This window comes from Streptomyces desertarenae, from assembly GCF_042681365.1.
Lineage (GTDB): Bacteria > Actinomycetota > Actinomycetes > Streptomycetales > Streptomycetaceae > Streptomyces > Streptomyces desertarenae.
Genome location: NZ_JBHUFU010000005.1, coordinates 120,048 through 138,890, shown reverse-complemented (window position 1 = coordinate 138,890; position 18,843 = coordinate 120,048). Strand labels below are relative to the sequence as shown.

The window sequence follows — 18,843 nt, the reverse complement described above, 5'->3', positions numbered from 1 at the left end:
GGCGCGTGTGCGGCGCGCCCGGCGTCCGTTCCCCCCTCGACGGTGGCCCATCCGCCGGACGGGCCGCGGACGCGGTGCCCGCCCGCTCCTCGACCAGGAAGCGGCCACCCTCAGCAGACTTTTCGACGAAGGGGTCAAGACAGTGGCAGCGGAGATCGTCAATTCCGGCAGCGAGCTGGACGACGGAGCCATCGATCCGGCCTTCGCCCTGCACCGCGGCGGCAAGATGGCGGTCCGGGCGACCGTGCCGGTGCGGGACGCGGACGACCTTTCCCTGGCCTACACACCGGGTGTGGCCAAGGTGTGCAGCGCCATCGCCGAGCAACCGGAACTGGTCCACGACTACACCTGGAAGTCCCAGGTCGTCGCGGTGGTCACGGACGGCACCGCGGTGCTGGGCCTGGGGGACATCGGACCGCAGGCCTCGCTCCCGGTGATGGAGGGCAAGGCGATCCTCTTCAAGCAGTTCGGCGGTGTGGACGCGGTGCCGATCGCCCTGGACTGCCGGGACGTCGACGAGATCGTGGAGACGGTCGTCCGCATGGCGCCCTCCTTCGGCGGCATCAACCTGGAGGACATCTCCGCGCCCCGGTGCTTCGAGATCGAGCGCCGGCTCCAGGAGCGCCTGGACATCCCCGTCTTCCACGACGACCAGCACGGCACGGCCGTCGTCACGCTCGCCGCGCTGCGCAACGCCGCCCGGCTGCGGGGCGTGGCGCTGGGAGAGCTGCGCGCCGTCATCTCCGGCGCGGGCGCGGCCGGCGTCGCCATCGCCCGGATCCTGGTCGAGGCCGGCATCGGCGACGTGGCGGTCTGCGACCGCAAGGGCGTCGTCTCGCCCGACCGCACCGACCTCACCGACGTCAAGCGCGACCTGGCCGGCTTCACCAACCGGGCCGGGCTGACCGGCTCGCTGGAGTCCGCGCTGGCGGGCGCCGACGTCTTCATCGGCGTCAGCGGCGGCACCGTCCCCGAGGAGGCCGTCGCGCGGATGGCTCGGGACGCCTTCGTCTTCGCCATGGCCAACCCGGACCCGGAGATCCACCCGGACGTCGCCCACAAGTACGCCTCGGTCGTCGCCACCGGCCGCAGCGACTACCCGAACCAGATCAACAACGTGCTCGCCTTCCCCGGCATCTTCGCGGGCGCCCTCCAGGTGCGGGCCTCCCGGATCACCGAGGGCATGAAGCTGGCCGCCGCCGAGGCCCTGGCCGCGGTGGTCGCCGACGAGCTGAGCGCCGCGTGCGTGATCCCCTCGCCGTTCGACGAGCGGGTCGCCCCGGCCGTGACCGCGGCCGTGGCCGCCGCCGCCCGCGCGGAGGGCGTGGCCCGGCGCTGAGCGGGCGCCCCGGACACGGGCGGGGGCGGCGCGGACCGGCGGACGACCGGCCCGCGCCGCCCCCGCTGCCGTGCGGGCCGCGCCGGGCGCTCACTTCAGGGCGAGCACCATCGCATCGGCCGGGGAGGCCCACACCGTCCGCGCCTCGGCGAAGCCCGCCGCCCGCAGCGTCTCGGCGTGCCAGGCGGCGGACTGGGTCTCGCCGTCGGCGTGGTCCCCCTCGGCCGGGTCGCCGAAGATGCGGAAGCGCTCGGCGGTCGGCCCGGCCAGCACCGGGTCCGCGGCGGCCGTCTTCCACCAGTCCGCCCAGTCCTGCACGCCCTCGGCCCGCTCGCGCTCGCGACGCGCCCGGTGGTAGGCGTTCACCGCCTCGTTGATCCGGGGCGTGGTGCCGTCGGGCATGTGGTCGGCGTTGGCGAAGACGCCGCCGTCCCGCACCACGCCGGCGATCTGCCCGTAGAGCCTCCGCAGCTCGTCCGAGCGCATCCAGTGCAGTGCGGTGGCGGTGAGCACCGCGTCGTACGCGCGGTGCGGCAGCGCATCCGTCCACCGCTCGTCGCGCAGGTCGGCGCGGACGAACTCCACGCGGGAGTCGCCGGCGAAGTGGCCCCGCGCGATGGTCAGCAGGGCCGGGTCCAGGTCGACCCCGGTGCTGGTGGCCTTCGGGAACCGCTTCAGCAGGCGGTCGGAGATGCTGCCCGTGCCGCACGCCAGGTCCAGCACCCTCGGCTCGGGACCGACCAGCGCCTCGACCGCGTCGAGCATCGCCCCGAAGCGCTCCTCGCGGTCGGGCAGGTACCACTCCTGCTGCCGGTCCCAACTGGACTGCCAGCTCTGCCAGTCCGTCTGCGCGGTCGCGTCCGCTCCGGTCATGACGACCCCCTGACTCCCGAATGAGTAATAGTCTTGCACGGATAAGGACCCTTACCCGCCCCAGCCATGATCATAGAGCGCATCCGTAAGGACCACAAGTGGAACTGAACTATTACTCGGACTACGCCGTACGGCTGGTGAACACCGAGCAGCCCCGGCGCGGCGAGGACACGCTCACCTCCGTCGAGGCCGTACGCGCCCTGTTCGGGCCGGGCCAGGCCGCCGCGCGCCGCGCCACCGAGGCCGACGTGACCAGGCTGCGCAACGTCCGCGCACGGCTGCGGGCCGTCTTCACCGCGGCCTCCGAGGGCGACGAAGCCGGGGCCGTGGACCTGCTCAACGCCCTGCTCCTGGAGTACCCGGCCAGCCCGCAGATCTCCGGGCACGACCACCTCGACGACGACGGCCGGCCGCGCTGGCACCTGCACCTGGCCGACCACCCCGCCAACGCGACGGCCGGCTACGCGGCCGTCGCCTGCATGGGCCTGGCCTTCCACCTCACCGACCTGGGGGTGGACCGGCTGGGCGTCTGCCAGGCCGACCCCTGCCGCAACGCCTACCTGGACACCTCCACCAACCGCTCCCGGCGCTACTGCTCGGACCGCTGCGCCACCCGCGCCAACGTCGCCGCCTACCGGGCCCGCAAACGTCTGGGGAACAGCGGGCGCACCGACGACAGCGCCCAGCCCAGCAGCGCGCCGGGCGTCCGCTGAACCTGCCGCAGGGGCCGCAGCCGCACCCATGCGCGCGCCACCACCAGCTCGTCGGGCACGACCCCGAACTCGCGGCTGTCGTTGCGCACGGACGGGTTGTCGCCCTGCACCCACCAGCCGCCCCCGCGCCGCGCCACGGCCCGCTTGACGATCAGCAGGTCGTGCTGGAAGGGGTGCCGGACCACCACCACCTGCCCGGGCCGCACCGCCCCCCCGTAGCGCACCACCAGCAGGTCACCGGGGAGCAGGGTCGGCTCCATGGAGGGGTTGTAGACCTCGGCCAGCCCGATCCGCAGCAGCCCGCGGCCCCCCTGCTCGTCCACCCGCTCCGGCATCAGCGGCACCTCCGGTCCTCGTCCTGGGCGTCCGGCATTCCCGGCGTCCCTCCGTCCTCCCTCCCCGTCCCGCTCGGACTTTTGTCCTAGGTGCACGGGGGCACACGCGAAAAGGCGTTCCTCACGGAGTAATCTCACATGAGAGAAGACGATCACGAGGAAGGACAGCTCTCATGCTCTCCCGCCTGTTCGCCCCGAAGGTGAAGGTCAGCGCCCACTGCGACCTTCCCTGCGGCGTCTACGACCCGGCCCAGGCCCGCGTGGAGGCCGAGTCGGTCAAGGCCATCCAGGAGAAGTACCAGGCCAACGAGGACCCGCACTTCCGGGCCCGCGCCACGTACATCAAGGAACAGCGGGCCGAGCTCGCCAAGCACCACATCTCGGTCCTGTGGAGCGACTACTTCAAGGCTCCGCACTTCGAGAAGTACCCCCAGCTGCACCAGCTGGTGAACGACGCCCTCAAGGCCGCCTCGGCCGCCAAGGCCTCCACCGACCCGGCGACGGGCCAGAAGCTGCTGGACTACATCGCCGAGATCGACAAGATCTTCTGGGAGACCAAGAAGGCCTGAGCCGTCCGGCCGGCCGGCCGCGGACGCCGCCGCGGCCGGCCGGATCCGCCGGTCCCTTCCGCACCCGGCCCGCCGCAGGTTCCGCACCCCGGAACCCGCGGCGGGCCGGGTGCGGTCCCTTTTCCGGCCGCGCCCCGGCGCCGCCCGCCCCGGACCGCCGGACCTCTCCACGGGCCTCTCCGCGGACCTCTCCGCGGACCTCTCCACCGGACGGCCGGGCCGGTCGCCCCGCGTCCACCCGCTTCCGGCAGGGCCGGTCCCGGACAGGCCGGCGGCCCGCAGCGCGGGGAAATCGCTGCGGGCCGCCGGCCCGGCCGTCCGGTGCGGGGTGCGGTGCCCTCCGGTGCGGCCGGCGTGCTCAGACGAGCTGGGGGAGCTGGGCGAGCTGGGCGCGCCCGAACAGCAGGGCGTAACCCGGCGGGAGCCGGTCGATGATCCGGCCGAGCAGGTCGTCGCCGGCGAGTTCGGCGACGACGCTCAGCACCGAGCTGACGTCCCAGCGAGCGGTCGCGGGAGTGGCGCCCTCGATGCGCGCAGCGACGCTGTCGACGAACTGGGAGCCGCTGAGCGGCTTGCCGGTCCCGATCTGGCCGGTCAGCACCCGCGTGCCCTCCTCGGGGAGGCGGACGGCCAGTTCCGTGCGCTCCGGTCCGGTCAGGTGGCCGCCGAGGGCCGACAGCACGATCCGCGAGACGCGCTCGGCCTCCTGGACCGTCGGGTACTGCCCCCGGTCGCGCACCTTCGCCACGAAGTCGCTCCACCGCATGATCCATCTCCCCTTCCGTACTGACTGGTACCGGTGAGGTGGTCGGCACGGACCGCCGTCCGCCGCCCGCCGGGCAGCGGGCAGTCGGCGGTTCGGCACTGAGTGCAATGCCCTCCGCACATCTATATAGCTCAGGTCAAGAAAACCTGACAACAGTCGGCTCATAGATGCGCAGCCACCTCACATCAGCCCTGATCTCGGGGGCGCGACGGGCGTCTTCCATCGATCGGGGCGTACACCCATGTGCCCGCGAAAAGCGCTTTCATACGGACAGGGCGACGACATTCGCGATGGCGCACGCCGACGCCTCCACCGGCGCCTCCGGCCCCTCCGCGCGGCGACCGCCCCCGGACCCCGGAACCCCCTCCGACCACGGGTTCCGCCCCTTCCGCACCGCCGCGCCCCCGGCGGTGCGGCGGACAGAGCGCCGACCTCCGGTATGACGCACCTCACACCCGGTCGGCGCCGGGCGGAGGCGCCCGGCCGCACCCGCGGGCGGGAGCGGGACGCCCCGCTCCGGCCGGGTCCGCGACGCACCGTCGCACCCGCAACCGTCCGGAGGCGGGAAAGCGGTTCCGGGAAGGACGCCCGCACCCCGCCCTGCCCCCGGCGGGCATGGCACGGGGTGCCATGCCCCGCGCGGGCCGCCGGAGCGGACAATGACGGGGTGAGCAGCCCGACCCGCGGCGGCCCCGACGGCCTCCCCGCCTCCCGCACCCGCCCCGCTCCCCCCTCCGGGGCCCCGGCGCCGGCCGCCCTGGAGGCGCTCTCCCCCCGCCTGCCGTCCCCGCTGGTGGAGGTCTTCGACGAGCGCTTCGCACGCCACGGCGTGCGGCTGCTGCTCAAGCGCGACGACCTGATACATCCCGAGATCCCCGGCAACAAGTGGCGCAAGCTGGTGCCCAACCTGCGCGCCGCCCTGGCCGACGGGGAGCGCACCCTGCTGACCTTCGGCGGGGCGTACTCCAACCACCTGCGCGCCACCGCCGCCGCCGGGCGCCTGCTGGGGCTCTCCACGGTCGGGGTCGTACGGGGGGACGAGCTGGCCGGGCGCCCCCTCAACGCCTCCCTGGCCCGCTGCGCCGCCGACGGCATGCGCCTGCACTTCGTCACGCGGGCCGCGTACCGGCGCAAGGAGGACCCCGAGTGGATCGCCCGGCTGCGCGACCTCTTCGGCCCGTTCCGCCTCGTGCCGGAGGGCGGCAGCAACGCCGAGGCCGTCCGGGGCGCCGCCGCCCTGGGCCGGGAGCTGCGCGGCGCGGCCGACGTGGCGGCCGTGGCCTGCGGCACGGGCGGCACGCTCGCCGGACTCGCGGCCGGGCTCGGGGAGGGGCAGCGGGCCGTCGGCTTCGCCGTCCTGCGGGGCGGCTTCCTCCCGGCCGAGGTGGAGCGCCTCCAGCGCGCGGCCTTCGGCGGTCGCCGCGGCGCGTGGACGGTCGAGGAGCGCTTCCACTGCGGCGGCTACGCCCGCACCACCGGAGCCCTGGAGGACTTCGCCCGCGACTTCGGCGCGCGGCACGGGCTGCCGGACCTGGACCGGGTCTACGTCGCCAAGATGCTGTACGGGCTGTCCGCCATGGCCGGCGAGGGGGCCTTCGCGCCGGGCACCTCGGTGGCCGCCGTGGTCACCGGCTAGCCTTCCGGCGTGATACGCGAAGCCACCCCCGCCGACGTCCCCGCGATCCACGCCATGATCCGCGAACTGGCGGCGTACGAGCGCTCCCTGGACCAGGCCAGGGCCACCGAGGAGCAGCTGCGCGACGCCCTCTTCCGCGAGCACCCGGCCGTCTTCGCCCTGGTCGCCGAGGACGACGGCGGCGAGCCGGTCGGTTTCGCCCTGTGGTTCCCGAACTTCTCGACCTGGACGGGCACGCACGGCGTGCACCTGGAGGACCTCTACGTGCGGCCCGCCGCGCGCGGCGGGGGCCACGGCAGGGCGCTGCTGGCCGAACTGGCCCGGATCTGCGGGGAGCGGGGTTACGAGCGCTTCCAGTGGTGGGTATTGAACTGGAACGAGCCCGCCATCGGCTTCTACCGCTCACTGGGGGCCGAGCCGATGGACGAGTGGAGGATCTTCCGGCTCTCCGGCGAACCGCTGCGGGCCCTGGCCGCCGGGAGCACCCCCCGGTAGCCCGCGCCCGGGGAGGAGCGGCCGCCGCGGCCCGCGGGAGCTGCCGGGAACACACGGCACCCCGAGGAGCGTTGGCACGCGGTGGACGGCGGATTGGGCACCGCAGACCTCTAGCCACGGACAGTGCCCATGTGTTTACTATGGGTGACGCACCCGCGGAGCGCACCCTCGCGGACGTGGGCGACAGCACGCCCCGGATCGCGATAGCGTCGCAGGCGAACGATCTGCCGCACCCATCCGTTGACCCATGCGTACGGGCCGCCGGACCGGCGTCTGCGGCAGCCACCAGCTCGTGCCACCTTGGAGGTGAGGGTGTCCCAGATCGCAGGCGAGCCCGGGACGCAGGACTTCGTCGAGGTCCGGCTCCCCGCCGCGGGCGCCTACCTGTCGGTGCTGCGTACCGCCACCGCCGGTCTCGCGGCCCGCTTGGACTTCACCCTCGACGAGATCGAGGATCTGCGCATCGCCGTCGACGAGGCGTGCGCCATCCTGCTCCAGCAAGCGGTCCCCGGCAGCGTTTTGAGCTGCGTCTTCAGGCTCGTCGGGGACTCACTGTGGGTGACGGTGTCGGCGCCCACCACCGACGGCCGCGCGCCCGAGCGCGACACCTTCGCCTGGACGGTGCTCTCCGCGCTGGCCGGCGAGGTCGACTCGGCCGTGGCGGAGGACCGCACGGTCAGCATCAGCCTGCACAAGAAGCGCGGCGCAGGTCCAGGGGCGCCGTGACCGACGCACACGGGCCGGCAAGGGACAAGGGGGTCGGTGTGAACGACCTGGAGCACGAAACGCGGACGGGCCACCACGAGACGGCGGACCCGGTCATCCCCGAACAGTACGCCCGACCTCATCCAGCCGATCCTCACCAGTGGCCAGAGCGGGCGGGCACCATGGCAGACGAGCAGCACGGCGGGCCGGTCGGCGGCAGCGTCTACGTCCACCGCCAGCCCGAACCGCAGGACCGCAGCGGCGCGAAGGAGCTCTTCGTCCGGCTGCGCTCCCTGCCGGAGGCCTCCCCGGAGCGCGCCGAGCTGCGCAACGCCCTGGTGCGGATGCACCTGCCGCTCGTGGAGCACCTGGCACGGCGCTTCCGCAACCGGGGCGAGCCGCTGGACGACCTGACGCAGGTCGCCACGATCGGCCTGATCAAGTCGGTGGACCGCTTCGACCCGGAGCGCGGCGTGGAGTTCTCCACCTACGCCACCCCGACCGTCGTCGGCGAGATCAAGCGGCACTTCCGCGACAAGGGCTGGGCGGTGCGGGTGCCGCGCAGACTCCAGGAGCTGCGGCTCTCCCTGACGACGGCCACCGCGGAGCTGTCCCAGCAGCACGGGCGCGCCCCGACCGTCCACGAGCTGGCCGAGCGGCTGTCGATCTCCGAGGAGGAGGTGCTGGAGGGCCTGGAGTCGGCGAACGCCTACAGCACGCTCTCCCTCGACGTCCCGGACACCGACGACGAGTCGCCCGCCGTCGCCGACACCCTCGGCGCCGAGGACGACGCACTGGAGGGCGTGGAGTACCGGGAGTCGCTCAAGCCGCTGCTGGAGCAGCTCCCACCGCGCGAGAAGAAGATCCTGCTGCTGCGGTTCTTCGGCAACATGACCCAGTCGCAGATCGCCCAGGAGGTGGGCATCTCGCAGATGCACGTCTCGCGTCTGCTGGCCCGCACCCTCGCCCAGCTGCGCGACCGGCTGCTGGTGGAGGAGTAGGGGCGCCGCCCGTCCGGCACCGGGCCCGGCCCGGGCGGGTCCGCGCGGCGGGGTCCGCGCGGCGGGGTCCGGGCTCAGGCGTCCCGGGAGCCGCGCGGGCCGATGCCCAGGGCCTCGGTGGCGGTGGGGTTCACCAGGCAGGCCAGCACGGCCAGCGCGGTGAGCGCGATGGCCGCTCCGCCCGCGAGCCACACACCGCCGTTCTGCGCCATCTGCCAGCCCGCCGGAGCGGCCATGAGCTGGACGATCACCGCCGGCCCGCGGCTCCACCGGCGCAGCCGCCACAGCCCGCCGGCGGCCGCCAGCGGCAGCACGGCCAGCGCCAGGACGGTCACGCCCCCGGTGAGGGCCTGCACCGGGTCGTCGGCGCGGCGTCCGGCCAGCAGCATGACCAGCATCGCCGCTCCCAGCCCCGCGACCACCACGCCCTGCGCCGCCACCAGCACGGCCGCGGCGGTGATCCGGGCCGGGCGGGGCGTCTCGGGGGTGCGGGGGGCCTTGGCGGGGGATGCGTCCGTGCTCACCCCGCCAGGGTAGCCGGGCCCGCCACGGGCCGACCGGCCTCCTCCGCGGGCGGATGGGTACCCTGCACACCATGCGCGCGCTCCTCGTGGTCAATCCCAAAGCCACCACCACCAGTGCACGCACCCGCGACGTACTCATCCACGCCCTGGCGAGCGACCTCAAGCTGGAGGTCGCCACCACCGAGTACCGGGGCCATGCGCGCGACCTGGGCCGCCAGGCGGTCCAGCGCGGGGAGATCGAGCTGGTCATCGTGCTCGGCGGCGACGGCACGGTCAACGAGGTCGTCAACGGGCTGCTGTGCGACGGCCCCGCCCCCGACGTCCTTCCCCGCCTCGCCGTCGTGCCCGGCGGCTCGACCAACGTCTTCGCCCGCGCGCTGGGGCTGCCCAACCACGCGGTGGAGGCCACCGGGGCGCTGCTGGGCGCGCTGAACTCGGGCAGCGAGCGCACGGTCGGCCTGGGGCTGGCCGCCGGCACCCCGGGGACGGACGACGCGGAGGTGCCCGCCCGCTGGTTCACCTTCTGCGCGGGACTCGGCTTCGACGCGGGAGTGGTGGGCCGGGTCGAGCAGAAGCGCGAGCGCGGCCGGCGCTCCACGCACGCCCTCTACGTGCGCCAGGTGGTACGGCAGTTCCTCGGGGACCCCTACCGGCGCCACGGGACGATCACGCTGCGGCGGCCGGGCGAGGAACCGGTCGAGGACCTGGCGCTGTCCATAGTCTGCAACACGGCGCCCTGGACGTACCTGGGCAACCGCCCGGTGTACGCGGCCCCCCGCGCCTCCTTCGACACCGCCCTGGACGTGCTGGGACTGACCCGGCTCACCCCCTCGGCGGTGACCCGCTACGGGACCCAGTTGCTGACCTCCTCGCCCGAGCGCGGGCCCCGCGGTCGGCATGCGGTCTCCCTCCACGATCTGACCGAGTTCACCTTGGAATCACAGGTGCCACTGCCGTTTCAGATGGACGGTGACCACCTGGGGCTCCGCACGAGCGTCACGTTCACAGGCGTACGCCGTGCACTGCGTGTGATTGTGTAAGCGGATGTGGTGAAAGTCCTTTCACTCGAACGTTTAGGCCAGCTTCCACCCCCTGGAAGTACGGCTGTGACCTACCCGACACCAAGGAATCAAAAAAAACTTTCCGGAAGGGGTTGTATCCGCAGCCGAGGTTTGCGAGTCTCTTACTGGCGATCGGGACGGTCGACGCCGACCCCCTTGAGAGCCCCGAATCCTCTTCCTCATCCCTTGGGACACACCCGGCGAAGCCGGGCGCTGCCCCTTCCCTTGCGGGGGGATTCGTGAAAGCGTTCACATTCACAAGCAAGTACCGCAACGCGTAGGAGATGGAGCAGCCATGGACTGGCGTCACAACGCCGTTTGCCGCGAGGAAGACCCCGAGCTCTTCTTCCCCATCGGCAACACCGGTCCTGCGCTGCTGCAGATCGAGGAAGCCAAGGCCGTCTGCCGCCGCTGCCCCGTGATGGAGCAGTGCCTGCAGTGGGCCCTGGAGTCCGGCCAGGACTCCGGTGTCTGGGGTGGCCTCAGTGAGGACGAGCGCCGCGCGATGAAGCGCCGCGCAGCCCGCAACCGGGCACGCAAGGCCACTGCCTGACGCCCACCCCGCCACCTGCTGCCCCCGAGCCGCAGCGCGCAGTGCCCACAGTGCGCACCGCAATGACGTCGCCGAGCCCCGGACCGTACGGCATGAGCCGTGGTCCGGGGCTCGGTGGTTCCCGCGGCGCCGTCTCCCCGGCCGACCGGGGGGACGGCGCTGTCGGTTCAGCGCCGTTCGGGCTCCACGGGGATGTCCAGGACGACGCGGGTGCCGCCTCCCGGGGCCGGGAGCATGTCGAAGCCCCCGCCCAACTCCCCCTCCACCAGGGTCCGTACGATCTGCAGGCCCAGATTCCCGGCGGTGCGGGCGTCGAACCCCTCGGGCAGGCCGCGTCCGTCGTCCTGGACGGTGACCAGCAGCCTCCCCTCCTCCCGGCCGGCCCCCGGACTGCGGACGGCGGCCACCTCGACCGTGCCGCGCTCCCCCGGCCGGAAGCCGTGTTCCAGGGCGTTCTGGAGCACTTCGGTGAGCACCATGGACAGCGGCGTGGCCACCTCCGCCGCCAGCACCCCGAAGCGCCCGGTACGGCGCCCGGCGACCGTCCCGGGGGCGATCTCGGCGACCATCGCCAGCACCCGGTCCGCGATGTCGTCGAACTCCACGCGCTCGTCCAGGGTCTGGGAGAGCGTCTCGTGCACGATGGCGATCGACCCGACCCGGCGGACGGCCTCCTCCAGCGCCTCCCGCGCGGTGCCCCCGCTCACCGCGCCGATCCGCCGTGCCTGGAGGCGCAGCAGGGCGGCGACGGTCTGGAGGTTGTTCTTCACCCGGTGGTGGATCTCCCGGATGGTGGCGTCCTTGGTGATCAGCTCCCGCTCCCTGCGGCGCAGTTCGGTGACGTCGCGGAGCAGGATGAGCGAACCGATGCGGGAGCCCTTCGGCTTGAGCGGGATGGCGCGCAGCTGGACCACGCAGCCGTTGCCCTCGATCTCGGTCTCGCGGGGCGCCCAGCCGCTGGCGAGCTTGACCAGCGACTCGTCCACCGGACCGCGCGCGGGCGCCAGTTCGGCGGTGGCCTGGCCCAGGTGCAGGCCGACCAGGTCGGTGGCGAGGCCGAGCCGGTGGTAGGCGGACAGGGCGTTGGGGCTGGCGTACTGGACGACGCCGTCCGCGCCCAGCCGGATCAGCCCGTCGCCGACGCGCGGTGAGGCGTCCATGTCGACCTGCTGGTCGGGGAAGGGAAACGTTCCGGCGGCGATCATCTGCGCGAGGTCGGAGGCGCTCTGCAGATAGGTCAGCTCCAGACGGCTCGGGGTCCGCACCGTCAGCAGGTTGGTGTTGCGCGCGATGACCCCGAGGACGCGCCCCTCGCGGCGCACCGGGATGGACTCGACCCGGACCGGCACCTCCTCGCGCCACTCGGGGTCGCCCTCGCGGACGATCCGCCCCTCGTCGAGCGCGGCGTCCAGCAGCGGCCGGCGGCCGCGCGGCACCATGTGGCCCACCATGTCGTCCTGGTAGGAGGTGGGGCCGGTGTTGGGGCGCATCTGCGCGACGGAGACGTAGCGCGTCCCGTCCCGGGTGGGCACCCACAGCACCAGGTCGGCGAAGGAGAGGTCGGAGAGCAGCTGCCACTCGGAGACCAGCAGGTGCAACCACTCCAGGTCGGAGTCGCCGAGGGCGGTGTGCTGGTGTACGAGGTCGTTCATGGAGGGCACGGTGCGAGCCTAACCGGAGGTCGTCCGTGCGTACGTCTGTGCAGACGCGCCCTTGTGCGCAAGAATTGACGGCAGCCGTCCCCGCACACCGGTGTTGTGTTCAAGCCGTGGACACGGACAGGTGGTACAGGGGACAATGGCGGCAGGCTTCTGCCCTCCCCGCACAGGAGGGCGGAGCGGGACCCGGCGCTCTCTGCCCTGACTGCGCCAGGTCCTCGATCGCTCCGGGCTGCGGTGCCGGACGGGTTGAGGGTCCCGTCCCGGCGCCGCGGCCCGCGGGTGTCCCCGGGCCCTTCAGCGGTCCGCCGCCTCCCCGCCGCGCCGGGCCTCCTGCGGCCCCGCCGGCCAGGCCCTCATCGCCGTGGCCGCGACGGCCTCCAGCTCCTCCCGGCCGACCCCGTCGCGCGCCTGCTGGGACATCCCCTGGAGCACCGACGCGACGAACCGGGCCAGCGCCGCCGCGTCCGTCCCCGCGGGAAGCTCGCCGTCGGCCACGGCGGCCCGTATGCGGGAGGCGAACGCGCGGGTGTTCGCCTCCCGCATCGCCCGCAGTTCCTCGACGACCGCGGCGGAGGCCGGTCCGGCGTTGACGGCGGCGTTGATCACCAGGCAGCCGGGCGGACGGCCCGGTTCGGTGTACTCCGCCGCCGCCTCGCGCAGCACCCGCTCGACCGCCCGCCGGGCCGTCGGCTCCTCGGCCAGGGCGCGCCCGATGAAGCCGCCGTAGCGGTTCACGTACGCCTCCACGACCTCCTCGAACAGCGTCCGCTTGTCGCCGAAGGCGGCGTACAGGCTGGGCGCGGCGATGCCCATGGCACGGGTGAGGTCGGCGATCGAGGTGGCCTCGTAGCCGTGCTCCCAGAAGGCGCGCAGGGCCTTCTCCAGGGCGGTGTCGCGGTCGAAGGAGCGGGGCCGTCCGCGGTGTCTGGTCGCCATGGGGGAATTCTATAGCGGTCGCTTCAGAATGCTGCTACCGTCCTTTCTGTAGCGACCGATACACAAAGGGGCGTGATCGTCATGGCCGCACTCGTGCGGGAGCGGGCGGAGGTGCCGGGGGGTGCCGGGTCAGCGGGGAGGACGGCGCTGGTCACCGGCGGCAGCAGGGGGATCGGGCGGGCCGTGGCCGAACGGCTGGGCAGGGACGGCCTCCGGGTCGGGGTGCACTACGGGCGGGACGAGCGGTCCGCGAAGGAGACCGTCGCGGCGATCGAGGCGGCGGGCGGCTCCGCGTTCCCGGTCCGGGCCGAGCTGGGGGTGCCGGGGGACGCGGAGGCGCTGTGGGAGGCCTTCGACCGGGAGGCCGACGGGGTGGACGTCCTGGTCAACAACGCCGGGATCACGGGGCGGCGCGAACCGCTCGCGGCGTTGACGGCGGAGGACTTCGACCGGGTCTTCGCGGTCAACGCCAAGGCGCCGTTCCTGGTCACCCGGCTCGCCCTGGAGCGGCTGCGGGACGGCGGGCGGATCGTCAACGTCTCCACCGGGCTGACGCGCGGCAACGCCGTGCCCGAGCTGATCGCGTACTCGATGGCCAAGGGGGCGCTGGACGTCTTCACCCTGACGCTCGCCAAGGAGCTGGCCCCGCGCGGCATCACGGTCAACGCCGTGGCCCCGGGTGTGGTGGACACCGACATGAACGCCGGCTGGCTGCGCGGCGACTGCCGGGCATGGCGGCAGTCGGCGCAGACGGCCGCCCTGGGACGGGTGGGCCGGCCGGAGGACATAGCCGACGTGGTGGCCTTCCTCGCCTCCGGTGACAGCCGCTGGGTGACGGGGCAGTGGGTCGACGCGACGGGCGGCGCCCTGCTGTAGGGGGGCGAACCCGGCCGCGGCGGCACCGGCGCACCGCGCCCGAAGACCCGGGGTGCCCCGGCCGGGCCCCGCCGGGGAGGGCGCGGGGTCCGGCCGGGGCGCGGCGGTCAGCGGGTCTCGGTCACCTTGGCCAGGGCGCGGGGGGCGTCCGGGTCCTGGCCGCGGGCGATGGTCACCTCGTACGCCAGCAGCTGCAGCGGAAGGATCTCCAGGACGGGCTGGAGCTCCTCGGGAACGCCCTGCGTGGGCAGGACGAAGCCCGCGGAGGCATCGGCCACCTGCCGCTCGGGGCCGACGACGACGAGGTCGGCGCCGCGGTCCCGCAGCCGGTCCAGGACGGGCTGGAGGGCCTGGCCGCCCCTGCCGTCGGGGACGATGGCGATCACCGGGGAGACGTTGTCGACCATCGCCAGCGGGCCGTGCAGCAGGTCGGCGCCGGAGTAGGACAGCGCCGGGATGTAGCTGGTCTCCATCAGCTTCAGCGCCGCCTCCTTGGCCGTGGGGTAGCCGTAGCCGCGGGAGGTGATGACCATCCGCTCGGCGAAGCGGTAGCGGGCGGCCAGCTGCCGCACCTCCTCCCGGCGGGCCAGGACGGACTCCGCCAGGTCGGGCAGCGCCTTGGCCTCGCCGGCGCCGTCTCCACCTCCCCTGAGCCCCTCCACCAGGAGGTACAGCGACAGCAGTTCGGCGGTGTAGGTCTTGGTCGCCGGGAGGGCCTTCTCCGGACCGGCCAGGACGTCGATGTGGAACTCGGCGGCCTCGGCCAGCGGCGAGCCCGGGTTGTTGGTCACCGCCAGGGTGACGGCCCCGGCCTCGCGCGCGGCCCGGGTGGAGGCGACCAGGTCCGGGGAGCCGCCGGACTGGCTGACGGCGATGACCAGGCAGTCGGTCAGGTCCTGCCGCGCCTGGTAGGCGGTGGTGGTGGACATGGAGGTCAGCCCGCAGGGCCTGCCCAGCCGGATCTCCAGCAGGTACTTGGCGTACAGGGCCGCGTTGTCGGAGGTGCCTCGTGCGGTGAGCAGGACGAAGCGGGGGTTGCGCGCCGCGATGCGCTCGGCGGTCTCCCGGATCCTCGGCGCCCCCTCGTCGAGGATCCGCCGCAGTACGGCCGGCTGCTCGGCCATCTCGCCGGACATGATCCGGCCCGGCCGGTCGCCGCGCGCTCCGGGGTCCGCGGCCGGGTTCGTGGCGGTCATGCTGGGGCCTCCCGTGTGTCTGTGGTGCGTACGGTCCACGGAGCTCAGCCGTCGGCTCCCAGGCCGGCGACGACCTCCGCGGCGGCCCGTCCGCAGACGCGGGCGGCGCCGTGGGTCGCGATGTGGAGCGCTCCGGACGGCGGCGCCTGGGGCAGGCCCATCTCGACCACCACCGTGTCCGGGCGGACGGAGAGCAGGGCGTCCAGGGCGTCCGCCATCCAGGGGTGCCGGTGGACGTCGCGTACCACTGCGACGATCCTACGGTCGGCCGCCTCGGCCAGCACCCGCTCGACCAGGGCTTCCGTACCCGCCTGCGCGGCCTGCTCCCGGCCCCAGGACCCTGTCGCGGTCCCCGGGAGGAACTCCTCCAGTTCGGCGGCCAGGCCCCAGGGGGTCTCGTCCCCGACGGCGATGTTGGCCACGGGGGTGAAGGCCGCGACGTAGGGCGCCCCGGTCAGGGGGGTGTGCGCCTCGGTGGCGGTGATCCTCAGGGCGCGGCGGGCGGCGGCCAGCCCGATCCCCGGGTCCGGCGGCACGGTCTCCCCGTTCCGGCGGGCGGCGGCCCGGTCCGCCGCCCAGCGGGCCAGGGCGCGGACGCGGTCGGCGGCGTCGGCGAGCCGCTCCTCCGGCAGTTCGCCCTCGACGACGGCCCGCACCAGGGCGTCGCGCAGCCTCAGCACGGTCCCCTCGTCGGCCAGCCCCCCGCCGACGCAGATGGCGTCGGCGCCCGCGGCGACGGCCATGACGCTGCCCCGCTCGACTCCGTAGGCCGCCGCGACGGCCTTCATCTCCATCCCGTCGGTGACGATCAGCCCGTCGAAGCCGAGCCCGCCCTCCCGGCGGGGCGCGCGCAGCAGCCCGTTCAGGACGGCCGGGCTGAGCGTGCCCGGAAGCCCCGGGTCGAGGGCGGGCAGCAGGATGTGCGCGCTCATCACGCACCGGCTGCCCGCGGCGATCGCCGCCCGGAACGGGACGAGTTCCCGCTCGTGCAGGGTGTCGGCGTCGGCGTCGATGCGGGGCAGGGCGTGGTGGGAGTCGACGCTGGTGTCCCCGTGGCCGGGGAAGTGCTTGGTGCAGGCGGCGACCCCGGCGGACTGCAGTCCCTCGACCCAGGCCGCGGTGTGCCGGGCCACCAGCTCGGGGTCGGCACCGAAGGAGCGGACGCCGATGACCGGGTTGTCGGGGTTGGAGTTGACGTCGGCCGACGGCGCCCAGTTGAGGTTGACGCCGCACTCGGCCAGCCGGCGGCCCAGTTCGCGGGCGACGGCACGGGTCAGTCCGGTGTCGTCGACCGCTCCCAGGGCGAGGTTGCCGGGGAAGGAGGAGCCGGTGCGCGCTTCCAGGCGGGTGACGTCGCCGCCCTCCTCGTCGATGGCGACCAGCACCTCGGGCTGGACACCGCGCAGCTGGGCGGTGAGCGCGGCCAGCTGCGCGGGAGACGTGATGTTGCGCCCGAACAGGCCCACCGAGGTGAGGCCCTCCTCCAGCCGCCGCAGCAGCCAGTCGGGCGCGGTGGTGCCGGTGAAGCCCGGCTGGAGGACGGCGAGGGCGTTGCGGACCAGGGTCCCGGTGGCGCCGGTGAGAGTCGTCATGGGGTTCGGCTATCCCTTCACTGCGCCGGAGGTGAGGCCCGCCGCCATCTTCTTCTGGACGATCATGAAGAAGACCACCACGGGGATGGCGATCAGGACGGAGGCGGCCATCAGGGCTCCGTAGTCCGTCCCGCGGTCGGTGGTGAAGTTCATCAGCCACACGTTGAGCGTGTACTTGTCGTTGTCCTGCAGGAGGATGTAGGCGAACAGGTACTCGTTCCAGGCGGTGATGAGGGCGAAGATCGACGCCGCGGCCAGCCCCGGGGCGACCAGCGGGAAGATGACCCGCCAGAAGGCGCCCATCCGGGTGCAGCCGTCCACCATCGCGGACTCCTCCAGCTCCTTGGGCACGTTGATCACGAAACCGCGGATCATCCAGGTGGTGAAGGGCAGCACGGACACCAGGTAGACGACGATCACGCCCCAGTACTCGTTGAGCGCGCCCATGGTGTTGAGCTGGACGTAGATGGGGATGAGCATCGCCGTCGGCGGCAGCAGCTGGACGAGGATGAGGACGGTCATGAACGGCTTGCGGCCGTAGAAGTCGAAGCGCCCGATGGCGAAGGCGGCGATGGTGCCGATCAGCATGGCGCCGGCGACCGAGGTCCCGCAGATGATCAGACTGCTCTGGATGGCGGTCCAGAAGTTCGGCGCGTCGACGGCCCGGGAAAAGTTGTCGAGGGTGAACGAGCTGGGCCACAGCGTCTGGTCGTAGCTGCGGATCTCGTGGTTGGGCCGGAAGGCGCTGACCACCAGCCAGTAGACCGGGAAGGCCATCACCGCGAAGACCCCCAGTCCCAGCACGTCGTAGACCAGGCGGTGCCTCTTGCGGTCGGGGCGCAGCTCGTAGACGTCCCTGCCGTCGGTGGCGGCCTCGGGCGCGGTGGCGGGTGCGGCGGAGGATGCGGAGGTGCTCACTCGACCTCTCCTGTCTTCATGAGCTGACGCAGGTAGTACACGGCCACACCGGAGAGCAGCAGCACGGTGATGAGCGCGATCGCGGTGCCCTGGCTGAACGAGGCGCTGTCGAACGCCTTGCTGAACGAGTACAGGCCCAGCAGCTCGTACTCGGGTTCCGGCTTGTTGCCGCGCATCAGGAAGATCTGGCCGAAGACGTTGAAGTCCCAGATCACCGAGAGGGTCGCCACCATCTGGAAGACCGGCTTGATCACCGGGAAGACGACGTTGCGGAAGACCCCGAAGGCTCCGGCGCCGTCGAGCTGCGCGGCCTCCTCCAGCTCCCTGGGCACCTGGGTGAGCGCGGCGTAGAGGGTGACCACCACGAACGGGATCGCGCCCCAGACCACCACGGCGCCGATGACGGTGAAGCCCTGCCAGGGGTCGAGGAACCAGTTGTGCCCCTGGAAGTCCAGGCCGGGGATCTTGCTCAGCGTGCTGTTGATCACGCCGTAGTCGGAGTCGGAGAGCCAGCGGAAGATCGAGGTGGCCACCAGCAGCGGCATCGACCACGCGGCCACCAGCGCACCGGTCAGCAGCAGCCGCACCCAGGTGGACAGCCGCTGCATCAGCAGGGCGACCAGCAGCCCCAGCCCCATGGTCGCCACCACGCAGACGACCATGAACAGCACGGTGCGGAAGGTGACCCACCAGAACTCGGAATCGCCGAGGACGTTGGTGAACTGCTCCAGACCCACCCACGGGGGCGTGGTCCCGCCCCACAGATGGGCGCGGCGCATGTCCTGGAAGGACATGATCACGGTCTTGACCAGCGGGTAGCCGAAGACCGCGGCGATGGCCACGATCGCCGGGGCGATCAGCAGGTAGGGGAGCTTGGGCCGCGGTGTCCGGCTGGGACGCACCGTCCCACCCGACGGCCCCGATACGGCCTTCGTCGGCTTCTGCGGTGGTGCCGCCGGCGGGTCGGCGGCTTTGGTGTCGGCGGCGCTCACGGTGCTGGCCTTCCGTTCGTTCTCTTCACCGGAGGGGCGCGGGAGGCGGGGCCGCGGCGGGCCCCGCCTCCCGTGGAGGCGACCGGGGTGTGCGGTCCCCGG

Annotated in this window: 20 protein-coding genes; 10 read left to right on the top strand and 10 right to left on the bottom strand. The window is 73.2% G+C overall.

The features are described from left to right. Positions 1-142: 142 nt before the first annotated feature. The gene (locus ACFSJS_RS10505) at positions 143-1,339 is read left to right on the top strand and encodes an NAD(P)-dependent malic enzyme (protein ID WP_380899072.1); all 1,197 of its coding nucleotides are present in this window, start codon (positions 143-145) and stop codon (positions 1,337-1,339) included. Between the two features lie 90 nt (positions 1,340-1,429). On the opposite strand, the gene ACFSJS_RS10500 is transcribed toward ACFSJS_RS10505, so the two are convergent. After that, positions 1,430-2,212, bottom strand: coding sequence for a class I SAM-dependent methyltransferase (locus ACFSJS_RS10500; protein WP_380899071.1), 783 nt, complete (start codon positions 2,210-2,212; stop codon positions 1,430-1,432). A gap of 98 nt (positions 2,213-2,310) precedes the next feature. Between ACFSJS_RS10500 and ACFSJS_RS10495 the strand changes: the two genes are divergently transcribed. Continuing rightward, positions 2,311-2,925 (top strand): CGNR zinc finger domain-containing protein, encoded by a 615-nt coding sequence (locus ACFSJS_RS10495; RefSeq protein ID WP_380899070.1) that lies wholly within the window; start codon positions 2,311-2,313, stop codon positions 2,923-2,925. Here the strand turns inward: ACFSJS_RS10495 and sodX are convergent. After that, complete coding sequence (gene sodX / locus ACFSJS_RS10490) at positions 2,844-3,260, bottom strand: nickel-type superoxide dismutase maturation protease (protein ID WP_380899069.1); 417 nt, start codon at positions 3,258-3,260, stop codon at positions 2,844-2,846. The two genes, ACFSJS_RS10495 and sodX, sit on opposite strands and share 82 nt — an antisense overlap. 173 nt (positions 3,261-3,433) lie before the next feature. On the opposite strand from sodX, the gene sodN reads away from it, so the two are divergent. Then, on the top strand, positions 3,434-3,829 hold the full coding sequence (gene sodN / locus ACFSJS_RS10485; RefSeq protein ID WP_344631430.1) for a superoxide dismutase, Ni: 396 nt from the start codon (positions 3,434-3,436) through the stop codon (positions 3,827-3,829). A 358-nt stretch (positions 3,830-4,187) separates the two neighbouring features. On the opposite strand, the gene ACFSJS_RS10480 is transcribed toward sodN, so the two are convergent. After that, on the bottom strand, positions 4,188-4,595 hold the full coding sequence (locus ACFSJS_RS10480) for a DUF2267 domain-containing protein (RefSeq protein ID WP_380899068.1): 408 nt from the start codon (positions 4,593-4,595) through the stop codon (positions 4,188-4,190). A gap of 667 nt (positions 4,596-5,262) precedes the next feature. Here ACFSJS_RS10480 and ACFSJS_RS10475 point away from each other — a divergent pair. The 4 genes from ACFSJS_RS10475 to ACFSJS_RS10460 all read left to right on the top strand — a co-directional run bounded on the left by ACFSJS_RS10475 (position 5,263) and on the right by ACFSJS_RS10460 (position 8,432). Beyond that, a complete protein-coding gene (locus ACFSJS_RS10475) occupies positions 5,263-6,231 on the top strand; it encodes a 1-aminocyclopropane-1-carboxylate deaminase/D-cysteine desulfhydrase (RefSeq protein ID WP_380899067.1) in 969 nt (322 codons plus the stop codon). Between the two features lie 9 nt (positions 6,232-6,240). Beyond that, complete coding sequence (locus tag ACFSJS_RS10470) at positions 6,241-6,726, top strand: GNAT family N-acetyltransferase (RefSeq protein WP_380899066.1); 486 nt, start codon at positions 6,241-6,243, stop codon at positions 6,724-6,726. 312 nt (positions 6,727-7,038) lie between these two features. Continuing rightward, complete coding sequence (locus ACFSJS_RS10465; RefSeq protein ID WP_380899065.1) at positions 7,039-7,452, top strand: ATP-binding protein; 414 nt, start codon at positions 7,039-7,041, stop codon at positions 7,450-7,452. After that, positions 7,341-8,432: an RNA polymerase sigma factor SigF gene (locus ACFSJS_RS10460; RefSeq protein ID WP_380899255.1), complete on the top strand. Its 1,092-nt coding sequence runs from the start codon at positions 7,341-7,343 to the stop codon at positions 8,430-8,432. Before ACFSJS_RS10465 ends, ACFSJS_RS10460 begins: the two co-directional genes overlap by 112 nt. 74 nt (positions 8,433-8,506) lie before the next feature. Here ACFSJS_RS10460 and ACFSJS_RS10455 read toward each other — a convergent pair whose 3' ends face one another. Beyond that, positions 8,507-8,956, bottom strand: coding sequence for a hypothetical protein (locus tag ACFSJS_RS10455; RefSeq protein ID WP_380899064.1), 450 nt, complete (start codon positions 8,954-8,956; stop codon positions 8,507-8,509). Between the two features lie 71 nt (positions 8,957-9,027). Here ACFSJS_RS10455 and ACFSJS_RS10450 point away from each other — a divergent pair, with 71 nt between their 5' ends. Further along, positions 9,028-9,996 carry a diacylglycerol/lipid kinase family protein gene (locus ACFSJS_RS10450; RefSeq protein WP_380899063.1) on the top strand — a complete coding sequence of 323 codons (969 nt, stop codon included), beginning with the start codon at positions 9,028-9,030 and terminating at the stop codon, positions 9,994-9,996. A 316-nt stretch (positions 9,997-10,312) separates the two neighbouring features. After that, positions 10,313-10,570 carry a WhiB family transcriptional regulator gene (locus ACFSJS_RS10445; protein ID WP_028427873.1) on the top strand — a complete coding sequence of 86 codons (258 nt, stop codon included), beginning with the start codon at positions 10,313-10,315 and terminating at the stop codon, positions 10,568-10,570. Positions 10,571-10,737: 167 nt separating this feature from the next. On the opposite strand, the gene ACFSJS_RS10440 is transcribed toward ACFSJS_RS10445, so the two are convergent. Then, positions 10,738-12,222, bottom strand: a complete 1,485-nt coding sequence (locus tag ACFSJS_RS10440) for a sensor histidine kinase (protein WP_380899062.1) — start codon at positions 12,220-12,222, stop codon at positions 10,738-10,740. Between the two features lie 303 nt (positions 12,223-12,525). After that, positions 12,526-13,167, bottom strand: a complete 642-nt coding sequence (locus ACFSJS_RS10435; protein ID WP_380899061.1) for a TetR/AcrR family transcriptional regulator — start codon at positions 13,165-13,167, stop codon at positions 12,526-12,528. A gap of 81 nt (positions 13,168-13,248) precedes the next feature. Between ACFSJS_RS10435 and ACFSJS_RS10430 the strand changes: the two genes are divergently transcribed. After that, positions 13,249-14,043: an SDR family oxidoreductase gene (locus ACFSJS_RS10430; protein WP_380899060.1), complete on the top strand. Its 795-nt coding sequence runs from the start codon at positions 13,249-13,251 to the stop codon at positions 14,041-14,043. A gap of 107 nt (positions 14,044-14,150) precedes the next feature. Here the strand turns inward: ACFSJS_RS10430 and ACFSJS_RS10425 are convergent, their stop codons facing one another. From ACFSJS_RS10425 to ACFSJS_RS10410, 4 genes are all read right to left on the bottom strand, one after another. After that, positions 14,151-15,239: an SIS domain-containing protein gene (locus ACFSJS_RS10425; RefSeq protein ID WP_380899059.1), complete on the bottom strand. Its 1,089-nt coding sequence runs from the start codon at positions 15,237-15,239 to the stop codon at positions 14,151-14,153. Between the two features lie 44 nt (positions 15,240-15,283). Continuing rightward, complete coding sequence (locus ACFSJS_RS10420) at positions 15,284-16,831, bottom strand: glycoside hydrolase family 3 protein (RefSeq protein ID WP_380899058.1); 1,548 nt, start codon at positions 16,829-16,831, stop codon at positions 15,284-15,286. Between the two features lie 9 nt (positions 16,832-16,840). Continuing rightward, on the bottom strand, positions 16,841-17,674 hold the full coding sequence (locus tag ACFSJS_RS10415; RefSeq protein WP_380899254.1) for a carbohydrate ABC transporter permease: 834 nt from the start codon (positions 17,672-17,674) through the stop codon (positions 16,841-16,843). A gap of 71 nt (positions 17,675-17,745) precedes the next feature. Continuing rightward, positions 17,746-18,741: a carbohydrate ABC transporter permease gene (locus ACFSJS_RS10410; RefSeq protein ID WP_380899057.1), complete on the bottom strand. Its 996-nt coding sequence runs from the start codon at positions 18,739-18,741 to the stop codon at positions 17,746-17,748. Positions 18,742-18,843 lie beyond the last annotated feature (102 nt).